Origin of the sequence: Planotetraspora mira (assembly GCF_016863275.1) — a bacterium.
In the GTDB taxonomy this organism is placed as follows: Bacteria; Actinomycetota; Actinomycetes; order Streptosporangiales; family Streptosporangiaceae; genus Planotetraspora; species Planotetraspora mira.
This window is the reverse complement of sequence record NZ_BOOO01000004.1, coordinates 505,430-523,917: the sequence shown is the minus strand read 5'-3', so window position 1 is coordinate 523,917 and position 18,488 is coordinate 505,430. Positions and strand designations below refer to the sequence as shown.

Annotated in this window: 15 protein-coding genes and 1 tRNA gene; 14 read left to right on the top strand and 2 right to left on the bottom strand. The window is 69.2% G+C overall.

What is annotated here, in order from left to right; genetic code table 11:
- Positions 1–31: 31 nt before the first annotated feature.
- The 12 genes from Pmi06nite_RS05920 to yjfF all read left to right on the top strand — a co-directional run bounded on the left by Pmi06nite_RS05920 (position 32) and on the right by yjfF (position 14,588).
- Positions 32–385, top strand: a complete 354-nt coding sequence (locus tag Pmi06nite_RS05920; protein WP_203951778.1) for a hypothetical protein — start codon at positions 32–34, stop codon at positions 383–385.
- On the top strand, positions 382–777 hold the full coding sequence (locus Pmi06nite_RS05915; protein WP_203951777.1) for a hypothetical protein: 396 nt from the start codon (positions 382–384) through the stop codon (positions 775–777). The genes Pmi06nite_RS05920 and Pmi06nite_RS05915 overlap by 4 nt, the downstream gene beginning before the upstream one ends.
- 102 nt (positions 778–879) lie before the next feature.
- On the top strand, positions 880–2,172 hold the full coding sequence (locus Pmi06nite_RS05910) for a CynX/NimT family MFS transporter (RefSeq protein ID WP_203951776.1): 1,293 nt from the start codon (positions 880–882) through the stop codon (positions 2,170–2,172).
- Between the two features lie 495 nt (positions 2,173–2,667).
- The gene (locus tag Pmi06nite_RS05905) at positions 2,668–5,100 is read left to right on the top strand and encodes a glycoside hydrolase family 127 protein (RefSeq protein ID WP_203951775.1); all 2,433 of its coding nucleotides are present in this window, start codon (positions 2,668–2,670) and stop codon (positions 5,098–5,100) included.
- A gap of 11 nt (positions 5,101–5,111) precedes the next feature.
- Positions 5,112–6,524: a glycoside hydrolase family 43 protein gene (locus tag Pmi06nite_RS05900; RefSeq protein WP_203951774.1), complete on the top strand. Its 1,413-nt coding sequence runs from the start codon at positions 5,112–5,114 to the stop codon at positions 6,522–6,524.
- Between the two features lie 175 nt (positions 6,525–6,699).
- Positions 6,700–7,449: a dienelactone hydrolase family protein gene (locus Pmi06nite_RS05895; protein WP_239113687.1), complete on the top strand. Its 750-nt coding sequence runs from the start codon at positions 6,700–6,702 to the stop codon at positions 7,447–7,449.
- 260 nt (positions 7,450–7,709) lie between these two features.
- Positions 7,710–8,582 (top strand): DMT family transporter, encoded by an 873-nt coding sequence (locus tag Pmi06nite_RS05890; protein ID WP_203951773.1) that lies wholly within the window; start codon positions 7,710–7,712, stop codon positions 8,580–8,582.
- A gap of 203 nt (positions 8,583–8,785) precedes the next feature.
- Positions 8,786–9,826: a LacI family DNA-binding transcriptional regulator gene (locus Pmi06nite_RS05885; RefSeq protein WP_203951772.1), complete on the top strand. Its 1,041-nt coding sequence runs from the start codon at positions 8,786–8,788 to the stop codon at positions 9,824–9,826.
- Between the two features lie 167 nt (positions 9,827–9,993).
- Positions 9,994–10,974 carry an ABC transporter substrate-binding protein gene (locus Pmi06nite_RS05880; RefSeq protein ID WP_203951771.1) on the top strand — a complete coding sequence of 327 codons (981 nt, stop codon included), beginning with the start codon at positions 9,994–9,996 and terminating at the stop codon, positions 10,972–10,974.
- A 67-nt stretch (positions 10,975–11,041) separates the two neighbouring features.
- The gene (locus Pmi06nite_RS05875; protein WP_239113686.1) at positions 11,042–12,553 is read left to right on the top strand and encodes a sugar ABC transporter ATP-binding protein; all 1,512 of its coding nucleotides are present in this window, start codon (positions 11,042–11,044) and stop codon (positions 12,551–12,553) included.
- A complete protein-coding gene (locus Pmi06nite_RS05870; protein WP_203951770.1) occupies positions 12,550–13,602 on the top strand; it encodes an ABC transporter permease in 1,053 nt (350 codons plus the stop codon). Before Pmi06nite_RS05875 ends, Pmi06nite_RS05870 begins: the two co-directional genes overlap by 4 nt.
- The gene (gene yjfF, locus Pmi06nite_RS05865) at positions 13,599–14,588 is read left to right on the top strand and encodes a galactofuranose ABC transporter, permease protein YjfF (protein WP_203951769.1); all 990 of its coding nucleotides are present in this window, start codon (positions 13,599–13,601) and stop codon (positions 14,586–14,588) included. The genes Pmi06nite_RS05870 and yjfF overlap by 4 nt, the downstream gene beginning before the upstream one ends.
- 67 nt (positions 14,589–14,655) lie before the next feature.
- Here yjfF and Pmi06nite_RS05860 read toward each other — a convergent pair whose 3' ends face one another.
- Positions 14,656–15,555 (bottom strand): RNA polymerase sigma-70 factor, encoded by a 900-nt coding sequence (locus tag Pmi06nite_RS05860; protein ID WP_203951768.1) that lies wholly within the window; start codon positions 15,553–15,555, stop codon positions 14,656–14,658.
- 105 nt (positions 15,556–15,660) lie between these two features.
- On the opposite strand from Pmi06nite_RS05860, the gene Pmi06nite_RS05855 reads away from it, so the two are divergent.
- Together Pmi06nite_RS05855 and Pmi06nite_RS05850 are read left to right on the top strand one after the other, a co-directional pair.
- A tRNA-Ala gene (locus Pmi06nite_RS05855) sits at positions 15,661–15,733 on the top strand.
- 272 nt (positions 15,734–16,005) lie between these two features.
- Entirely contained in the window at positions 16,006–16,788 is a 783-nt protein-coding gene (locus Pmi06nite_RS05850; protein ID WP_239113685.1) for a GntR family transcriptional regulator, read from the top strand.
- A gap of 7 nt (positions 16,789–16,795) precedes the next feature.
- On the opposite strand, the gene tmpA is transcribed toward Pmi06nite_RS05850, so the two are convergent.
- Positions 16,796–18,451 (bottom strand): 2-trimethylaminoethylphosphonate dioxygenase, encoded by a 1,656-nt coding sequence (gene tmpA / locus Pmi06nite_RS05845; RefSeq protein WP_203951767.1) that lies wholly within the window; start codon positions 18,449–18,451, stop codon positions 16,796–16,798.
- Positions 18,452–18,488: the final 37 nt, after the last annotated feature.

The following is an 18,488-nucleotide window of genomic DNA, read 5'->3' as shown; positions in this document are numbered from 1 at the left end:
TGTCCCCGACGTTCCCGGCATTCGGCGCGCGATGACGGCCGCCTATTCGGGCTGGATCATCGCCGCCGCGCTGCTCCTCGCCCTGGCCGCAATCGTCACGGCCGTCCGTGACCGGACCATGGGCGTGGTCCTGCTGGGGGCCCTCGCCCTGCTCGAAGTGGCGCTGCTGGTCCAGGCGGGCATCGCCCTGGCCGGGCTCGCGCACGTCCGAGAGAAGGCGACCTTCATCGGCTATCTGGCCGGAACGCTCGTCATCCCGCCGGCCGCCGTCTGGTGGGGGATGGCCGAGCGCACCCGCTGGGGGCCCGGCGTCATCGCGGTGGCCGGATTCACCGTCGCCGTCATGACCGGCAGGCTGATGCAGATCTGGAACGGGGCCGCATGACCCAGGGTGAGCCGCAGGTCAGGTCCGGGCCGGGGCGCCTGCTCGTGGCGGTCTATGGGGTGTTCGCCCTCGCCGCGACCTCGCGGGCCGGCGTCCAGATCGCCACGAAATTCGCCGAGGCGCCGCTCGCCTATCTGCTGTCGGCCTTCGCGGCCGTCGTCTACATCGTGCTCACGGTGGCACTGGCCAGGAACAACCGCCGTGTGGCGCTGGCCGCGTGCTCGATCGAGCTGGCCGGAGTCCTGATCGTCGGAACGCTGAGCCTCGCGGACTCCCAGGCCTTCCCCGACGCGACCGTGTGGTCCGGCTACGGCAGCGGCTACGGGTTCGTGCCGCTCCTGTTGCCGGTGCTCGGCCTGGTCTGGCTGCTGCGCCGCCGTCCCGCCGCCTGACGATCCCGGGGGACCCGCTCACCGCCTGGAATATCCTCGTTGGTACGGTTGTCGAAACATGGGATGACTGGACAACCCGATCGAACAGGAGTGGACACCGGCATGAGTGCCGTCGCCGCACACAGACAAGGCAACAGGTCGATGGCCTGGCTGATCGCAGCGGGAATCGCCCTGGCGGCGCTCAACCTGCGGACGGCCGTGACCAGCGTGGGGCCGGTGCTCGACCAGGTCAGCGCGAGTCTCGGCATGTCGGGCGTGGCGACCGGCCTGCTCACGACGCTGCCGGTGTTGTCGTTCGCCGTGTTCGGAGCCGTCACGCCCGCGCTGTCCCGCGTCATGGGGGAGCGCCGGTTGCTCCTGGTCGCGCTCGCCCTGCTCGGCGTCGGCCTGGCCGTACGCGCCCTAGTGGGGAGCACCCCGGTGTTCCTGGCCGCGAGCGTGGTGGCGCTGTCCGGCGGCGCGATCGGCAACGTCGTGATCCCGACCCTCATCAAGCAACATTTCCCCCGCCGTGCGGGTGCCATGACGACCGTCTACTCGACGGCTCTCGCGGTCGGAACGATGGTCGCCGCAGCGGCGACCGTGCCCATCCAGCGGGCAGCCGACGGCAACTGGCACATCGCGCTGGGAGTGTGGGCGGCCTTGGCCGCTGTCGCCGCCATTCCGTGGCTTGCGCTGTCGCGCAATGAGCCGGAGCGGTCCCGCACCCTCGCGCACACGGGATCCGGCGATCTCGTCCGCACCAAGCTGGCCTGGGCCATCGCCGGTTACTTCGGATCCCAGTCGCTCATCGCGTATGTGATGTTCGGCTGGCTCCCCGAGATCCTTCGGGACAACGGGTACACCTCGGGTCAGGCGGGAACCGTCCTGGCCGTCTTCACCGGCCTGGGCATCCCGATCTCCATGGTCGTGCCCTCGCTGGCGACGCGCCTGCGTGACCAGCGCTTCCTCGTCGTCGGATTCGCCGTCCTCTACGCGGTGGGGTTCGCGGGCCTGATGACGGGCCACGCCCTCTGGGTGTGGTCGCTCGTCGTGGCCGTCGCGATGGGCACCTTCCCGCTGGCGTTGTCGATGCTCGCCCTGCGCACCCGCACACCCGAGGCCACCAGCGCGCTGTCCGCGTTCGGGCAGAGCACCGGATACCTCATCGCGGGTGCGGGACCGCTGGCGTTCGGCGTGCTGCACCAGGTGAGCGGCGGGTGGACGGTGCCGTTCGTGCTGCTGTTCGCGGTCGTGGCCGGGCAGGTCGTCACCGGCTGGTACGCGGGCGCCGACCGGACCGTCGAGGACGAGTACCGCGGACCACGCGGGGGCAGGCGCGGCGCGCACAGGGCCACCCCGGACAGGTCGCCGTCCCACGACGAGCAGGACGCGTCCCTCCAGGTGGCCGCCTGACCATGGAGTCAGCCATCGAGTGATCCCAACAGAGAGGCGTGCGCCACCGCGGGGGCGGCGCAAGCCTCACGGGACCACCTTCCGGGGCGAGGGCCGGCGATCACGGCCTCCCCCACCCCAGACGCGCCTCCCCGGGCCGCGGTGAAATCCGCGACTGGGGGTGTCGCCGCGTCGGTTCCTTCGGTACGGCCCGCACCGCTACAGCGGAGTGCGGGCCGTACCGAAGGCATGTTAAAGAGTGTTATCGCAAACACATTCTCCATCACCACTCCACCTCCTTTTAGGGCTGGCATATTCCCTGGTCAGAGCCTTTCCCCGTATTAGCGGAAAAGTGGGTCTTGACGAGGTTGCTGTTACCGCAAACACTCGGGGAAACCTCACTGAAACACGCTCCGTGGGTGTGCCGCGAGCGGAATCGCAAGGAGTGCCCAGGCCTACAGTTGTTAACGCTAACGCAAGCAAGCGTTAGGTTGATAAGGAGTGGAGAGGTGATCCATGACCTTCGACCGTCGTGACTTCATCAAGGTGGCGGGCGGAACGGTGGCCGGCCTGATCGCCGCCGGAATCGTGCCGGCCACCGCGAACGCCGCCGCCAGGACCGACTTCGGGGTATCGGTGTTCCCGTTCCCGTTGTCCCAGGTCACCCTGCTCGACGGCCCGTTCAGAAGCAACATGGGCCGCACCGCGAGCTATCTGTCCTTCGTCGACGCCGACCGGCTGCTGCACACGTTCCGGCTCAACGCCGGCCTCGCCTCCTCCGCCACCCCCTGTGGCGGATGGGAGTCGCCGACGACCGAGTTGCGCGGGCACTCCACCGGCCACCTGCTGACGGCCCTCGCCCAGTCCTACGCCAACACCGGCACGGCGGCGCACAAGACCAAGGGCGACTACCTCGTCGCCGAACTCGCGAAATGCCAGAAGGCCAACGGCTATCTGTCGGCCTTCCCGGAGAGCTTCTTCGACCGGCTGGAGAGCGGCCAGTCGGTGTGGGCGCCGTACTACACGATCCACAAGATCATGGCCGGGCTGCTCGACCAGTACCTCCTGGCGGGCAACGCCCAGGCGCTCACCGTCGTGCAGCGGATGGCGGCCTGGGTGAACACCCGCACCGCCCGGCTCACGACCGCGCAGATGCAGGCCAGCCTGCAGACCGAGTTCGGCGGGATGCCGGAGGTGCTGGCGAACCTCTACCAGGCCACCGGGGACGCCGCCGTCCTCACCACCGCGCAGCGGTTCGACCACGCGGTGATCCTCAACCCGCTGGCGAACCGGCAGGACCAGCTCGCGGGCAAGCACGCCAACACGCAGATCCCGAAGATCATCGGGGCGATCCGCGAGTACCACGCCACCGGGACCCAGCGGTACCGCGACATCGCGACCTACTTCTGGGACATCGTCCTCGCGCGCCACAGCTACGTCATCGGCGGCAACAGCAACGGCGAGTACTTCCAGCAGCCCGACGCCATCGCCTCGCAGCTCAGCGACACGACCTGTGAGGTCTGCAACACCTACAACATGCTGAAGCTGGGCCGTCAGCTCTTCTTCACCGACCCCACCCGCGCCGACTACCTCGACTACTACGAAAAGGCCCTGTTCAACCAGGTGCTCGGCCAGCAGGACCCGCAGTCGGCGCACGGTTTCGTCACCTACTACACGCCCCTGCGGGCGGGCGGCCACAAGACCTACAGCAACGACTACAACGACTTCACCTGCGACCACGGCTCGGGGATGGAGAGCAACACCAAGTACGCCGACACGATCTACTTCTTCTCCGGCGAGACGCTGTACGTCAACCTCTTCATCGCCTCCCAGCTCAACTGGGCCGCCCGCGGCATCTCCGTACGGCAGGACACGACCTTCCCCGAGCAGGCCTCGACCCGGCTGACCATCACCGCCGGCGGCGGCCACATCGCCCTGAAGATCCGGATCCCCTCCTGGGCCTCCGGAGCCCAGGTGCGGGTCAACGGCGCTGTCCAGGCGGGGGCCACACCCGGCTCCTACCTGACCATCGACCGCACGTGGGCCACCGGCGACACCGTCGACGTCACCCTGCCGATGGCGATCACGCTGGAGCGCACCCCCGACAACGCGCAGGTCCAGGCCGTGAAGTACGGCGGGATCGTGCTGGCCGGGCAGTACGGCTCGGCCACGCTGAGCGCGCTGCCCACGCTGGACCCCGCGACGATCGCGCCCACCTCGACGCCGCTGCAGTTCACCGCACGCGCGAACGGCGCCAACGTCACGCTCGCGCCCTTCTACAAGACGCACCACCAGAACTACGCCGTGTACTGGTCGGTGACCGCCGCCCGGCCTCCTCTCCTCGCGTGGTACCGATTCGACGAGACCACCGGGACGACGGCTGCCGACGCCTCGGGCAGCGGCAACCCGGGCACGTTGTCCGGCGGGACCACCTGGGTGGCCGGCCGTACGGGCAACGCGGTCAACCTCGCGGGTTCCAACGGATACGTCCGCCTGCCGAACGGAGTGCTGTCCGGCGTCGGCGACTTCACCGTGGCGTGCTGGGTGCGCCTGACCACACTGTCCGCCTGGTCGCGGATCTTCGACTTCGGCACCGGCGCGACCGCCAACATGTTCCTCACCCCGAGCAGCGGGTCGGGCACCGCCCGCTTCGCCATCACCACCGGGGGATCGGGCGCCGAGCAGCGCGTGGACGCGCCGTCGGCCCTGCCCACGGGCGTCTGGACGCACGTCGCCGTCACCCTCTCGGGCAACCTCTGCATCCTCTACGTCAACCGCGCGGAGGTGGCCCGCAACGCCGCCGTCACCCTGCGACCCAGCGGGCTCGGCGCGACCACCGCCAACTACCTCGGCCGGTCGCAGTACGCCGACCCGTACCTGAACGGCCAACTCGACGACTTCCGCCTCTACAGCCGCGCTCTTTCCGCCGCAGAAATCAGAGCACTGTGATGAGACGCCACATGAGACGACTCGGCGCCGCCGTGCTCGCGCTCGGCCTGGTCCTGTTCGCCGCGGGCCCCGCGTTCGGGGCCGCCCCGATCACCACGTCGACCTACACCGCCGACCCCGCCGCACTGGTGGTCGGGAACACCCTCTACCTCTACACGGGTCATGACGAGGCGGCCACCGGCGGCACCAACTTCGTCATGCGCGACTGGCACGTCTTCTCCTCGACCGACGCGACCACCTTCACCGACCAGGGGGTAAAGCTGTCCCTCGCGGACTTCCCCTGGGCCGGCGGCGACGCCTGGGCGGGCGAGGTCGAGCCGCACGGAGGCAAGTACTACTGGTACGTCCCGGTCAACGGCAGGGGCGCCGGCTGGATGGACATCGGCGTGGCGGTCGGCGACACCCCGCTCGGCCCGTTCCACGACGCCAAGGGCGGCCCGCTGATCAGCGACAGCACGCCGAACTCCTCGCCGCTCAACATCGACCCGACCGTCTTCACCGACGACGACGGCCAGGTCTACATGTACTGGGGCTCCTACAACGGGGTGCGGGCCGCCAAGCTCAACTCCGACATGATCTCGCTGAACGGGTCCGTCATCACCCCGCAGGGCGTCACGAACTTCTGGGAGGCGCCCTGGATGTTCAAGCGGAACGGCGTCTACTACCTGGCCTACTCGGCCAACGACTCGGGCTGCTCCGCGCCCGGGTACGCCTGCATCCGCTACGCCACCGCGAGCAACCCGCTCGGCCCGTGGACCCAGCGCGGCGTGGTCCTCGACCAGGTCACCTCGACCACCAACCACCCGGCGATCATCGAGTTCAACGGCCAGTGGTACATGGTGTACCACAACGCGAACGCCCCGGGAGGGGGTAACTTCCGCAGGTCGGTCACGCTCGACAAGCTGTACTGGAACGCCGACGGCACCATGCAGAAGGTCGTCCAGACGACCACCGGCGGCGGCGGTGGCGGTGGCGGGCAGCCGTCCGGCGTCAACCTCGCGACGAGCGCCACGGCGTCCACGTCGTACGTCTCCACCTGGGAGACGCTGAACGCGGTCAAGGACGGGTTCGTCCCCACGAGTTCGGCCGACCACTCCCACGGGGCGTACGGGAACTGGAACCACCAGGGCACTGAGTGGCTCGAGTACCGCTGGACGACCGCCCAGAACGTCAACCGGGTCGCGACCTACTGGTTCGACGACAACCAGGGCATCGACCTGCCGGCCTCCTGCCAGGTGCAGTACTGGAACGGCAGCGCGTACGTGGCGGTGCCCGGTCAGTCGGCGTGCGGCGCCGCGGGCAACACCTACAACGTCACGACGTTCTCCTCGGTCAGCACCACCCGGCTTCGGCTGAGCATCACCTCCAGAACCGGCTTCTCGACCGGCGTGCTCGAATGGATGGCCTTGAGGACGGGGTCGTGAGCGTCGTCTAGGCGACGGTGAGGTACGGCGTGCGTCCGGGCGCACGCCGTACCGTGTATTCCGATATATATCTGTATGTAGCCGTAAATTTATTTACGAATGTTATGATGGGAAAATAATCATTTTGTCGTGAGTAGCATCACCGGCGTATCTCCCAAGGAAAGGGAATTCGCCTGTGTGTTACGAAGCAGACGCCGTGCCGCCTGTGGCCGCGTCACCCACCGCCGTCACCGCCTCGGGGCACGTCACGCTGCCCTCGGCCGACGGAACCGAGGTCGCCGCCTTCCACGCGGTGCCCGGCGGCGCGTCCAGGGTGGGAGTTCTCGTCCTCCCGGACAACCGCGGTCTGTCGGGGTTCTACGAGCAGCTTTCGGTACGCCTCGCCGAGCAGGGCCATGCGGCGCTCGCGATCGACTACTTCTCCCGGACGTCCCGGCTGGACGAGCGGGGGCCCGGCTTCCCGTTCATGGACCACCTCGGCAAGCTCACCAGGGACGGCCTCTACGACGATTTCACCGCGGGCGCCGACTGGCTCCGCTCGCGCGGGTGCGAGGCCGTCGTGTCGCTGGGCTTCTGCGTGGGCGGCCGGTTCGCGTTCACGACCGCGCTGGAGCGGTTCGGCCTGGCCGGCGCCATCGGGCTGTACGGCTATCCCGACGAGTTGTTCGGGGCGGCGGGCCCGACCCAGCTCGCCCCCGGCTTCGCCGCGCCGGTCCTCGGCATGTTCGGCGGCGGCGACGAGGGCATCTCCCCGGCGGTCGTCGGCGCGTTCGGCGACGCGCTCGAGGACGCCGGCGTGGCCCATGAGTTCGTCACCTATCCCGGAGCGCCGCACGGGTTCTTCGAGTTGGGGAACGAGGAGTTCGCCGACGCCTCGGCCGACGCCTGGCGGCGGATCCTGACCTTCCTCGCGCAGCGGGCCTGACGCCTCGCACGAGCGGCCGCCCGAGGCGACCTGACCTCGCCTCGGGCGACCACCCTGCAAGGGTAGGCGCCCTCCGCCGATATCGGAATCTCCCTCACCGCACGGGCTGTTAGAGTCCCGGCATGCGATTGATCGTCTCTCCGCCGCCCGCGTCCTAGCGGGCGGACCTCCTCTCACGAGCCTGGCCGGCGACGGCCCGGCCGGTGGTCTGCGCCCGCGTCCGGGCCCTGATCGACCACTCATCCGAGAGAGACGTCACGATGACGCGCGTTCACACCCTGTCCGTACGGCAGGGTTTCCTTCATGTCCTCGTCGCCGCGATCGCCTGGGGAACCGGCGGCGCCGCGGGGGCACTCCTCACCCGCACCGGTGACCTCGGCCCGGCGGCCGTGTCCTTCTGGAGGTTCGCGATCGGCGCGGCCTTGCTCGTCGCGGTCCGCCGGCTCGGCCGCCGGTCCCGGTCGGGCCGGACCGACTGGCGGGACGCCGCCATGGCCGGTCCGCTGATGGCGGTGTGCCAGGTGGCGTACTTCGCCGCGATCGACGAGACCGGCGTCGCGCTCGCCACGATGATCACCATGGGCGCGTCGCCCGTGCTGGTCGCCCTCGGCGGCCGGGCGTTCCTGCGCGAGCCGCTGGGCCGGGCCGAGGTGGCGGCCGTCGGCCTGTCCGTGGCCGGGCTGCTCCTGATGACCGGAGGAGGCGGGACCTTCTCCCCTGCGGGGGTGGCCTGGGCGCTGCTGTCGGCCGCGGCCTACGCGGCGACGACGCTGCTCGCGAAGGCGTCGGCGGGCGACCCGTACGGCCGGGCGGTCGGAGGGTTCTGCGCCGGCGCCCTGTGCCTGATCCCCGTGGCGGCGGTGTCGGGACTGGTGCCCTCGCACGCGGACCTGCCGGTTCTGGCATACCTCGGGGCGGTGCCGACCGCGCTGGCCTATGGGCTGTTCTTCTCGGGCCTGACCCGGGTCGGCGCGACGACCGCCTCGGTGGTCGTGCTCCTGGAGCCACTGGTCGCGGCCGTCATCGGCGTGGCCGCGCTGGGGGAGCGCCCGGCACCCGGACAGATCGCGGGCGGCGTCCTGCTCCTGGCCACGGTCGGCCTGCTCGCCCGCGTTCAGATCCGGCGGCGGTGACGACGACGAAGGTGCCTTTCGGCGGCGTGGAGCACGCCGCCGAAAAGGTTTCTGTTTGCGTTATCAGATAACTTGCCAAGCGATTCGCCGGATTATGACCGGACCGTATTAAGGGTTCCCCAGGTCGCACGGTTAATCAAATTGTGCCCTTGACGGGAATAAGTGTTATCGCAAACACTCGGGAAACCAAGAAAGGGAAACACATGACGACTCCCCCGCACCGTGGCGACGTCCCCCATCGGCCGAAGGTGGCCGTGATGGAGGATGTGGCCGAACTCGCCGGCGTCTCGGCGATGACGGTGTCGCGGGTGCTCAACGCGCCGGAGAAGGTGCGGCCCGAGACCCGGGCACGTGTCCTGGCCGCTGTACAGGAGCTGGGGTACCGGCCCAACTCCGCGGCGCGGGTCCTGGTCACCGGAAGGTCCGGCGTCCTGGGCGTGGTCAGCTTCGACACCACCCAGTACGGACCCGCCTCCACGTTGTACGCCATCGAGCGGGCGGCGAGGCAGAACGAGTACTCGGTCAGCATCGCGAGCCTGGACGCGCTCAACCGCAGATCCATCGCCGAGGGCGTCGGACGGCTCACCTCCCAGTCGGTGGACGGCGTCATCATCGTCGCTCCGCACGAGTCCGCGACCGACGGGCTCCGGCACCTGCCGCCGGACCTGCCCGTGGTCGCGGTCGACGCGGGCGACGGAGTCCCGTTCCCCGTCGTGATGGTCGACCAGCACGCGGGGGCCGCGCGGGCGACCCGGCATCTCCTCAGCCTCGGTCACCGGACGGTGTGGCATCTGTCCGGCCCGGCCAACTGGGTGGACGCCAGCGCACGCGTCGCCGGATGGAGGTCGGTGCTGGAGGCCGAGGGCCGTGAGGTCCGCGAGCCTCTGGCGGGGGACTGGTCCGCGCGTTCGGGCCATGAACTCGGCCGGCGCCTGGCCTCCGAGGACGACCTGACCGCGATATTCGTGGCCAACGACCAGATGGCCATGGGGCTGCTCAGAGCGCTGAGGGAGGCGGGGCTGAGGGTTCCCGAGGACGTCAGCGTGGTCGGCTTCGACGACATCCCGGAGGCGGCCTACTTCTGGCCGCCGTTGACCACCGTCCGCCAGGACTTCGCCACGGTCGGCCGGCTGGCCTTCCAGCTCGTGCTCGACCGGATCGACGGCGTCCTGGGGGAGCGGAGGCTCAAGGTCGAGCCCGAGCTCGTCGTCAGAGAGAGCGCGGGCGTGCGTCCCCCCGGGTGAGACGTGGTCCGTGCTCAGGGATGCGCACGGCCACAAATGTTAACGCAAACACAACCAAATGCTAGATCAAGTCGATCCACCGCCCTCCATGAGCGCGAAGCCCGCGGAGGGCGGCTGGACGGACGTACTCCTCCACCACCCCCCTGAGAAGAAGCAAGGAGAGAGTAATGAACAGGAAGCTGCCGGCAGTGCTGCTCAGCGCCGCCATGGCATTCGTCCTCGCCGCCTGTGGAAGCGGATCCGGTGGATCCGGCGGATCCGGCGGGGACGACGGGAAGATCACGCTGGGCTTCTCGCAGGTCGGCTCGGAGAGCGGCTGGCGAGAGGCGAACACCAAGTCGATCAAGGAGTCGGCGCAGACCGCGGGGATCGACCTGAAGTTCTCCGACGCGCAGCAGAAGCAGGAGAACCAGATCGCCACGATCCGGTCCTACATCCAGCAGAAGGTCGACGTCATCGCGTTCTCCCCGGTCGTCGTCACCGGCTGGGACGCGGTGCTCAAGGAGGCGCAGGCGGCCAAGATCCCGGTCGTCCTCACCGACAGGGCCGTCGACTCCGACCCGTCGCTGTACGTGTCCTTCCTCGGCTCGGACTTCGTCAAGGAGGGCGAGGCGATCGGAGACTGGACCCTCAACGAGTACAAGGACGCCACCGCGCCGGTGAACATCGTCCAGCTTGAGGGCACGGTCGGGTCGGCGCCCGCGATCGACCGCAAGAAGGGCTTCGAGAGCAAGATCGCCTCGAACCCGAACCTCAAGGTGATCGCCTCGCAGAGCGGGGACTTCACCCGGGCGGACGGCAAGGAGGTCATGACGGCGATCCTCAAGGCCAACCCCAAGATCGACCTGCTGTTCGCGCACAACGACGACATGGGCATCGGCGCGATCCAGGCGATCGAGGAGGCCGGCAAGAAGCCGGGCGTGGACATCAAGATCGTCACGATCGACGCGGTCCACGACGGGATGCAGGCCCTGGCGGACGGAAAGATCAACTTCATCGCGGAGTGCAGCCCGCTCCTCGGCGACCAGCTCATGGACATCGTGAAGAAGATCAAGGCCGGCCAGCCGGTGGAGAAGCGGATCATCACGGAGGAGACCACCTTCACCCAGCAACAGGCCTCCGAGGCGTTGCCGAACCGCAAGTACTGAGATACGACCACTGAGACCAGATGCGAGGGGACGGGGCCCCTCGCCTTCTCTCTGAGAGGAGTCCAGCATGCCCGGAGCCGTGCTGGAGATGATCGGCGTCAGCAAGGGATTTCCGGGAGTGCGGGCGCTGGCGGATGTCGATTTCCAACTGTTCCCCGGAGAGATCCACGCTCTCATGGGCGAGAACGGGGCCGGTAAGTCCACCCTCATCAAGGTGCTGACCGGAGTGCACGCCGCTGACGCGGGGGAGGTGCGGCTCGGCGGTGAGCGGGTTTCGGTCACCGGCCCGCAGCACGCGCAGACCCTCGGCATCAGCACCGTCTACCAGGAGGTGAACCTCTGCCCCAACCTGACCGTGGCGGAGAACGTCTTCATCGGCCGCGAGCCGTCGAAGGCCGGTGCGATCCGCTGGCGTGAGATCCGCCGCCGGGCCGCCGAGCTGCTCACCCGGTTCCACGTCGACGTCGACCCGGGTGCGCGGCTCGGCACGTGCTCCCTGGCGATCCAGCAACTCGTGGCCATCGTCCGCGCGGTCGACATCTCCGCCAAGGTGCTGATCCTCGACGAGCCCACGTCCAGCCTGGACCGCGACGAGGTCGAGCAGCTTTTCACGGTCATGCGCAGGCTTCGCGACGACGGGGTGGCGATCCTGTTCGTCTCGCACTTCCTCGAGCAGGTCTACGAGGTGAGCGACCGGATGACGGTGCTGCGCAACGGCCGTCTGGTCGGGGAGTACCGCACGGCGGAGCTCAGCCGGATCGACCTCGTCGGCCACATGACCGGCCGGACGCTGAGCACGCTCGAGCAACTGCACGTCCGCGACGAGACGGCCCGCGTCCAGGCCGAGCCGATCCTGAAGGCCCAGGGCGTCGGCCGCAGGGGCGCGATCGCGCCGTTCGACCTGGAGATCCATCCCGGAGAGGTGGTCGGTCTCGCCGGGCTGCTCGGCTCGGGCCGTACGGAGGCGGCACGTCTCATGTTCGGCGCGGACGTCGCCGACTCCGGCACGATCACGCTCGGCGGCAAGCCCGTGCCGCTGCGCGGGCCGAACGCCGCGATCGACCACGGTGTCGCGTTCTGCCCGGAGAACCGCAAGAGCGAGGGCCTCATCGAGGATCTGACCGTCGGTGAGAACATCGTGCTCGCGCTGCAGGCCGCCAACGGCTGGCTGCGCCCGCTGTCGCAGGCCCGCCGCCAGGAACTGGTCGGGCGCTACATCTCCGCGCTCCGGATCAACCCGGCCGACCCGGACATGCCGGCACGGAACCTCAGCGGCGGCAACCAGCAGAAGGTGCTGCTCGCCCGCTGGCTCATCACCCAGCCGAAACTGCTCATCCTCGACGAGCCGACCCGTGGCATCGACGTCGGCGCCAAGGCGGAGATCCAAAAGCTCGTCGTCTCACTGGCGGAGGACGGCGTCGCCGTGCTGTTCGTCTCCGCGGAACTGGAGGAGGTCCTGCGAATCAGTCACAAGATCGAGGTCCTGCGGGACCGCCGTCTGATCACGGAGATCGGCAACACCGGCACCGTCACGCCCGAGGGAATCCTGGAGATCATCGCGAACGGGACGACACCATGAAGGCGGTCATCGGGCATCGTCTCTTCTGGCCGGCCGCGGTGCTGGTCGTCATGCTGCTGGCCAACGTGGTCGTCACTCCGGGGTTCTTCTCCATCCAGGTGAGGAACGGTCACCTCTACGGCAGCCTGATCGACATCCTGCTGCTCGGCTCGCCCCTCATGCTCGTCGCGCTGGGGATGACCGTCGTGATCGCCACCGGCGGGATCGACCTGTCGGTCGGCGCGGTCGTGGCGATCTCGGGAGCGCTCGCCTGCTACCTCATCAGCGGGCAGGAGGACCAGGGCGCGGTCTCCGGGGTGCTGGTCGCCGTCGCGCTCGCACTGGTGCTGTCCGCGGTGCTCGGGTTCTGGAACGGGCTGTTCGTGGCGCGCGTCGGGATCCAGCCCATCATCGCGACGCTGATCCTCATGGTCGCCGGGCGAGGGGTCGCCCAACTGATCACGTCAGGGAAGAACATCAACGTCAACAGCCCGCCGTACAAGCTGATAGGCGGCGGCTACTGGCTGACGCTGCCGTTCGCGGTCATCGTCGTTGCCGTGGTGGTGGCGCTCACCGGCCTCGCCGTACGGCGGACCGCACTCGGCATGTTGCTGGAGGCGATCGGCGGCAACGCGGAGGCGTCCCGCCTGGTCGGAATCCGCTCGCGGCGGCTCATCGTCCTGGCCTACACCTTCTGCGGGCTGTGCGCGGGCATCGCCGGGCTCATGATCAGCTCGAACATCGCCACGGCCGACGGAAACAACGCCGGGCTGTGGATGGAACTGGACGCGATCCTCGCGGTGGTGATCGGCGGCACGGCGCTGACCGGGGGACGCTTCACCCTGGCGGGCACCGTGCTGGGTGCGCTGGTCATCCAGACCCTGTCCACCACGATCTACACCACCGGCATCCCCCCGCAGGTGACGCTCGTGTTCAAGGCGGTCGTCGTGGCGATCGTCTGCCTGATCCAGTCGCCGGCCTTCCGGGCGAAGGTGTTCCGCCGGCGGGCCAGGCCCGCGGCTCCTCCGCCGGCCTCGCCGGCCGCGGCGGACGTGGAGGTGAACGCATGACCGCGCTCGGTGTGAGAGGCCCCGTCCGGATCCGGCGGGAGCACGCCGCCGTCCTGGTCACGTTCGGGCTGCTGGTCGCGATGTTCGCGGCCGGTTCGATCGTGTACCCGGGGTTCGGGTCCGGCCAGGTCGTGGTCGACCTGTTCATCGACAACGGCTTCCTGCTCGTCATCGCGATCGGGATGACGTTCGTCATCCTCACCGGCGGCATCGACCTGTCGGTGGGCGCGGTGGCGGCGCTGTCGGCCATGTTGTGCGCCTTCTTACTGGAACAGTGGCACTGGCCGGTGGCGGCCGTGCTGCCGCTCGTGCTCCTGGTGGGAATCGGGTTCGGGTTCGGGATGGGCTACGTCATCCACCATTTCGAGATCCAGCCGTTCATCGCGACACTGGCCGGGATGTTCCTCGCCCGCGGCCTGTGCTTCGTCATCAGCATCGACCAGATCTCGATCAGCAACCCGTTCTTCACCGAGTGGGCGCAGACGCGGATCCCGCTGGGGGAGGAGACGAACGTCACGCCGACGGTGCTCATCGGGCTCGCCGTTCTCGCCGTCGCGTTCGTGACGTTGCACTACACGCGCTTCGGCCGGGCCGTGTACGCCATCGGCGGCAACGCGCAGTCGGCGCTGCTGATGGGCCTGCCGGTGGCCAGGACCAGGATCGGCGCCTACATGGTCAGCGGCCTGTGCTCCTCGCTCGGCGGCCTCCTGTTCGCCTTCTACACGATCTCCGCGAGCGGGCTGCACGAGGTGGGGACGGAACTCGACGCCATCGCCGCCGTGGTGATCGGCGGCACCCTGCTCACCGGCGGCTCCGGCTACGTGGTCGGCACCGCTCTGGGCGTCATGCTGCTCGGGACCATCCAGACCATTCTGAGGTTCCAGGGCACGCTGAGTTCGTGGTGGACGCGGATCGCCATCGGCGTCCTGCTGCTGCTGTTCATCCTGCTCCAGCGCCTGCTCGGATCGTCGAGGACCAGACGCTGATCCCGGGCCCCGCACCGGCGGGCGGCACCGATCAGGGGCGCCGCCGGTGCGGTCGGGCGGGTGTCCTTCAGGATCCGCCGGGCAGATGGGCGATCTTGTCGGGGTTGGCGATGAGGTAGACGGTCTCGATCAGCCCTTCGCTGATCACGAGGGAGATGACCGTGATCACATGGCCGTCCGCGCTCAGGACCACACCCGGGGCGCCGTTCACATCGGTGATCTCCATGCCGATGTCCGTGGTGAGCGGGGCGCCGATCGACTGGAGGAAACGGATGACGCCGTCCTCGGTCGCGATGGCGGTCAGGAAGGCGGCGACGTTGCGGGAGCCCTCGAGGACCCGCAGCGGCGCCCTGGCCTTGCCTCCGCCATCGCCGACCAGCGTGACCTCGCCCGCCAGCATCGCCATGAGACCGTTGAGATCGCCACCGGTGCACGCGCCGATGAACCGCTCGGTCACCTGTCTGCGCCGCGCCCGGTCCACGTCGAAACGCGGACGCCGCTCGCGCACGTGGTCACGCGCCCGCCTCGCGAGTTGCCGTACGGCGGGCTCGCCGCGGCCGATCATCTCGGCGATCTCGGCGTGGGAGAACCCGAACGCCTCCCTCAGCACGAAGACCGCGCGTTCGAGCGGGGACAACGTCTCCAAGACCACCAGCAGGGCGAGTTCCACGCTGTCGGCCACTTCGGCCTGCTCCGCGACGTCCGGCGCCGTGATGATCGGTTCGGGCAGCCACGGGCCGACATAGGTCTCCCGCCGCGACTTGACCTTGCGCAGCCTGTCGATCGCGAGGTTGGTCGTCGTGCGGACGAGGTACGCCTTCGCGTTGCCGATCTCCGCCGAGTCGACCTCCGACCACCGCAGCCAGGTCTCCTGGACCACGTCCTCGGCGTCGGCGGCGCTCCCGAGGATCCGGTAGGCCACGCCGGTCAGGAGATCGCGGTGCTCGCTGAAGCGTTCAGTGGTCATATGAGATCAGATGTATCACAAGGGTCCGTATGCCACATCTCTCCGCGGAGACTCCTTCGATTACCGGCTCCCGCGCGGAGTCCTATATAGTTTCACTCGTTGCAAGGGGCTATAGCGCAGCTGGTAGCGCACCTCCATGGCATGGAGGGGGTCTGGGGTTCGAGTCCCCATAGCTCCACTCGCGACAGGGACTTGCTGGTCGCCGCCATTTTGAGCGGCTCACCGCAGGTCCCTTCGTCGTTTGACCAGAGAGACGACCCCCGATGTTGGGGTGTCGGCGCATCCACGAAGCCGAGACGATCGACTTCGACCAGGACGGCGTGCCCGACGCGTACAAGAGCGCTCAGATGCCGAGGTCACGCCGCCGGAAGACGAATGGGCGCGCCGACGGCGGATAGAGTCGCCGGACGGCTGCTCGGGGAAGCGCCGGCAGGGTCGGCAGGAGACCGGATGAACCAGGACGGGTCGCGGCGGGGCACGGACGACGGCGTGATGTATCGCCGGGTGGCCGCGGATCTGCGCGATGCCATAGCGGACGGGGCGTACGGCTCGGGCGGCAAGCTCCCCGCCGAGGCGGCCCTCGCCGAGCACTACGGGGTCTCCAGGGGCACCATCCGGCAAGCCCTGGCACTGCTGCGCTCGAACGGCCTGGTCACCTCCCGGCGCGGCACCCGGCGCGTGGTGCTCGGCACCGCGCCGGTGCAGAGTTTCTCCGAACTGCTCAGCTTCACCAACTGGGCGCGGTCGGTGGGCGAAGAGCCCGGCGCGGTCCTGGATTCCATGGTGGTCCGCCCCGCGGGCGACCAGGAGCGCGAGCGGCTGCGCCTGGAACCGGACGCCGATGTGTACGCGGTGCTGCGTGTGCGTACTCTGTCGGGCCGTCCGGTGATGATCGAGCGGACCGTGTACCCGGTCTGGGTCGGCGAACTCGTGGCCAGGCTGCCGGTGAACGAGGTGTCTTACACCGAGCAGTTGCTGGAGCACGGCATCGTGTTCGCCGACGCCGACCACACCATCGACCTGGCCTACGCGGACGCCGACGACGCCCGGCTGCTGGGATGCGCCGACGGCACCGCGCTACTGCGCGAACTCCGTCACACGACCGATCCGACGGGGCGGCCTCTGGAGTGGTCCGAGGACCGTTACCTGCCGGGCACCGTCGCCTTCACGGTGCACAACTCCATCGCCGCCTCCGCCTTCTCCCGCCTGCGCCACGCCGGCCCGGCGCGCTGACGCGCGGTCAGCGGCGCAGCAGCGAGGCGAGCAGCGGCCGGAAGTGCTCGAAGTCCGGGGTCGCCGCGTCGGCTTCCTTGGCTTCGTCGTCCCAGCGCCGAACCGCGACCGCGTCGGCCGCGCCGGGCAAGGCGGCGAACGCGGCGGCCTCCTGCTCGTCCATGGGGCCGCCCTGCACTTGAAGCGTGTACTCCGACGCCTCCGACAGGAGCGCCCGGTAGCCGGGCTCGACCGTGCACAGGTAACGCTTGGCGGCGACGTGCAAGCGCACCGGCTCGGTGACCTCCGGACCGAACCAGCGGGCGAGCAGGTCGGCACCGGTGTGGCTGTGCCGGTTGTCGGTGCCCGCCATCAGGTCGTGCCCGCTGACCGGACCTGAGAAGTGGCCGACGTCGTGCAGGAGGGCGGCCGCCACCAGGTGCGCGGGGGCGCCCGCGGCCTCGGCCAGCGCGCCCGCCTGCAGCATGTGCTCGGCCACGGTGACCACCTCACCCAGGTAGTCGGCCGAACCCGGGCCGTTGAAGAGCTCGGCGAGTTCGTCCAGGACGGCGGTACGCCGCAATACCGCCAAGGTGCTCGCCAGTCCGTCGAGGTCGGCGTAGGCGCCCTGCAGGTGCCGGGCTCCCGTCTGCGCGAAGGCGGTGCGGGCGTGCAGCAGCCGCGTGTTGTCGAAGATCAGGCAGTCGCCCGGCTCCAGCCGGAACGTCAGCTGCAGTTCGGGACGCAGCAGTAGTTCGGCGAAGGTGCGGTAAGCCGCGTAGAAGGCTTCGAGTTCGCGGGCGGGCAGTCGCAGGGTGCCCATCGACCGGTTGTTGAACCTCACCTCGCGGATGCGGCCCATCGGGTCGAGGTCGATCAGCGGGCGGTGTGCCGTCAGTTCGGCCCGGGCGTCGCGGTAGCCGAAGGGGACAGGGGTGCGGGTCAGCACGGCGAACGCCTCGGGGTCCTCGTCGCGCAGCAGCGCCGCGGCGTGGAACCCGTCGACGAGCCCGGAGTCGCCGCCCTCGGCCGCGTTCCGGAGGCAGTGCAGGATCTGGATGGTCGGCACCGGGTCGCGGTACGGGTTGTCGGTGTGCGGGGCGATGGCCAGCGAGGAGAAGGCGAGGTTGTCCGGGGCAGGCTCCACGCGGACATCGAAGAGCTCGCCGTAGTTGGTCTCACGGACGAATCCGAAAGACCGGGCGACGGCCAGGACCTGGCCCTCCTCGGCGGGCACGGACCGCAGCAGGGCGAAGCCGAGCCGCTGCACGGCCTCCAGCACCCGCGCACGCTCCCCGTCCGCGGACAGATAGTCCGACCAGTCCGCCTCTGGCAGTGCCCCCAGGTCCGCGGCTTCCCACAGCTGCTTTCCGGCCTCGTTGCGGTGATCTCCCTGGACCGGGTCGCCCGGCCGGGTGGTCAGCCACTCAATGGCGTAGAGCGAGCGGTGGCCGTCCGGAGACCAGATCACCTCCACCGTGTCCGCGCCGTGGACCTGCCGCGCGGTCACGGTGCCGATGGCGAGGTCGACCGGCAGGTCGGTGATCTGGAAGAACTTCTGCCCGCTGCGCGGATCACGGCACGCGGCACACGGGCAGTTGTCCCGCAGCCATGTCGCAGGCAGCCCCGCGACGAGGGCGGCGGGATCGGTCGCGGGGGGCGCGGAAATCGGTAGGTCCGGCATGGTCGTCCTCCAGGATGAGAAAAGTTGTATAGCCAAC

Excerpts from the sequence above, each read along its gene's own strand:
- yjfF (WP_203951769.1), top strand. The coding sequence starts at position 13,599 with ATGACCGCGCTCGGTGTGAGAGGCCCCGTCCGGATCCGGCGGGAGCAC.
- Pmi06nite_RS05915 (WP_203951777.1), top strand. The coding sequence starts at position 382 with ATGACCCAGGGTGAGCCGCAGGTCAGGTCCGGGCCGGGGCGCCTGCTC.
- Pmi06nite_RS05850 (WP_239113685.1), top strand. The coding sequence starts at position 16,006 with ATGAACCAGGACGGGTCGCGGCGGGGCACGGACGACGGCGTGATGTAT.
- tmpA (WP_203951767.1), bottom strand. The coding sequence starts at position 18,451 with ATGCCGGACCTACCGATTTCCGCGCCCCCCGCGACCGATCCCGCCGCC.
- Pmi06nite_RS05905 (WP_203951775.1), top strand. The coding sequence starts at position 2,668 with ATGACCTTCGACCGTCGTGACTTCATCAAGGTGGCGGGCGGAACGGTG.
- Pmi06nite_RS05880 (WP_203951771.1), top strand. The coding sequence starts at position 9,994 with ATGAACAGGAAGCTGCCGGCAGTGCTGCTCAGCGCCGCCATGGCATTC.
- Pmi06nite_RS05890 (WP_203951773.1), top strand. The coding sequence starts at position 7,710 with ATGACGCGCGTTCACACCCTGTCCGTACGGCAGGGTTTCCTTCATGTC.
- Pmi06nite_RS05900 (WP_203951774.1), top strand. The coding sequence starts at position 5,112 with ATGAGACGACTCGGCGCCGCCGTGCTCGCGCTCGGCCTGGTCCTGTTC.
- Pmi06nite_RS05860 (WP_203951768.1), bottom strand. The coding sequence starts at position 15,555 with ATGACCACTGAACGCTTCAGCGAGCACCGCGATCTCCTGACCGGCGTG.
- Pmi06nite_RS05885 (WP_203951772.1), top strand. The coding sequence starts at position 8,786 with ATGACGACTCCCCCGCACCGTGGCGACGTCCCCCATCGGCCGAAGGTG.
- Pmi06nite_RS05875 (WP_239113686.1), top strand. The coding sequence starts at position 11,042 with ATGCCCGGAGCCGTGCTGGAGATGATCGGCGTCAGCAAGGGATTTCCG.
- Pmi06nite_RS05910 (WP_203951776.1), top strand. The coding sequence starts at position 880 with ATGAGTGCCGTCGCCGCACACAGACAAGGCAACAGGTCGATGGCCTGG.
- Pmi06nite_RS05870 (WP_203951770.1), top strand. The coding sequence starts at position 12,550 with ATGAAGGCGGTCATCGGGCATCGTCTCTTCTGGCCGGCCGCGGTGCTG.
- Pmi06nite_RS05920 (WP_203951778.1), top strand. The coding sequence starts at position 32 with ATGACGGCCGCCTATTCGGGCTGGATCATCGCCGCCGCGCTGCTCCTC.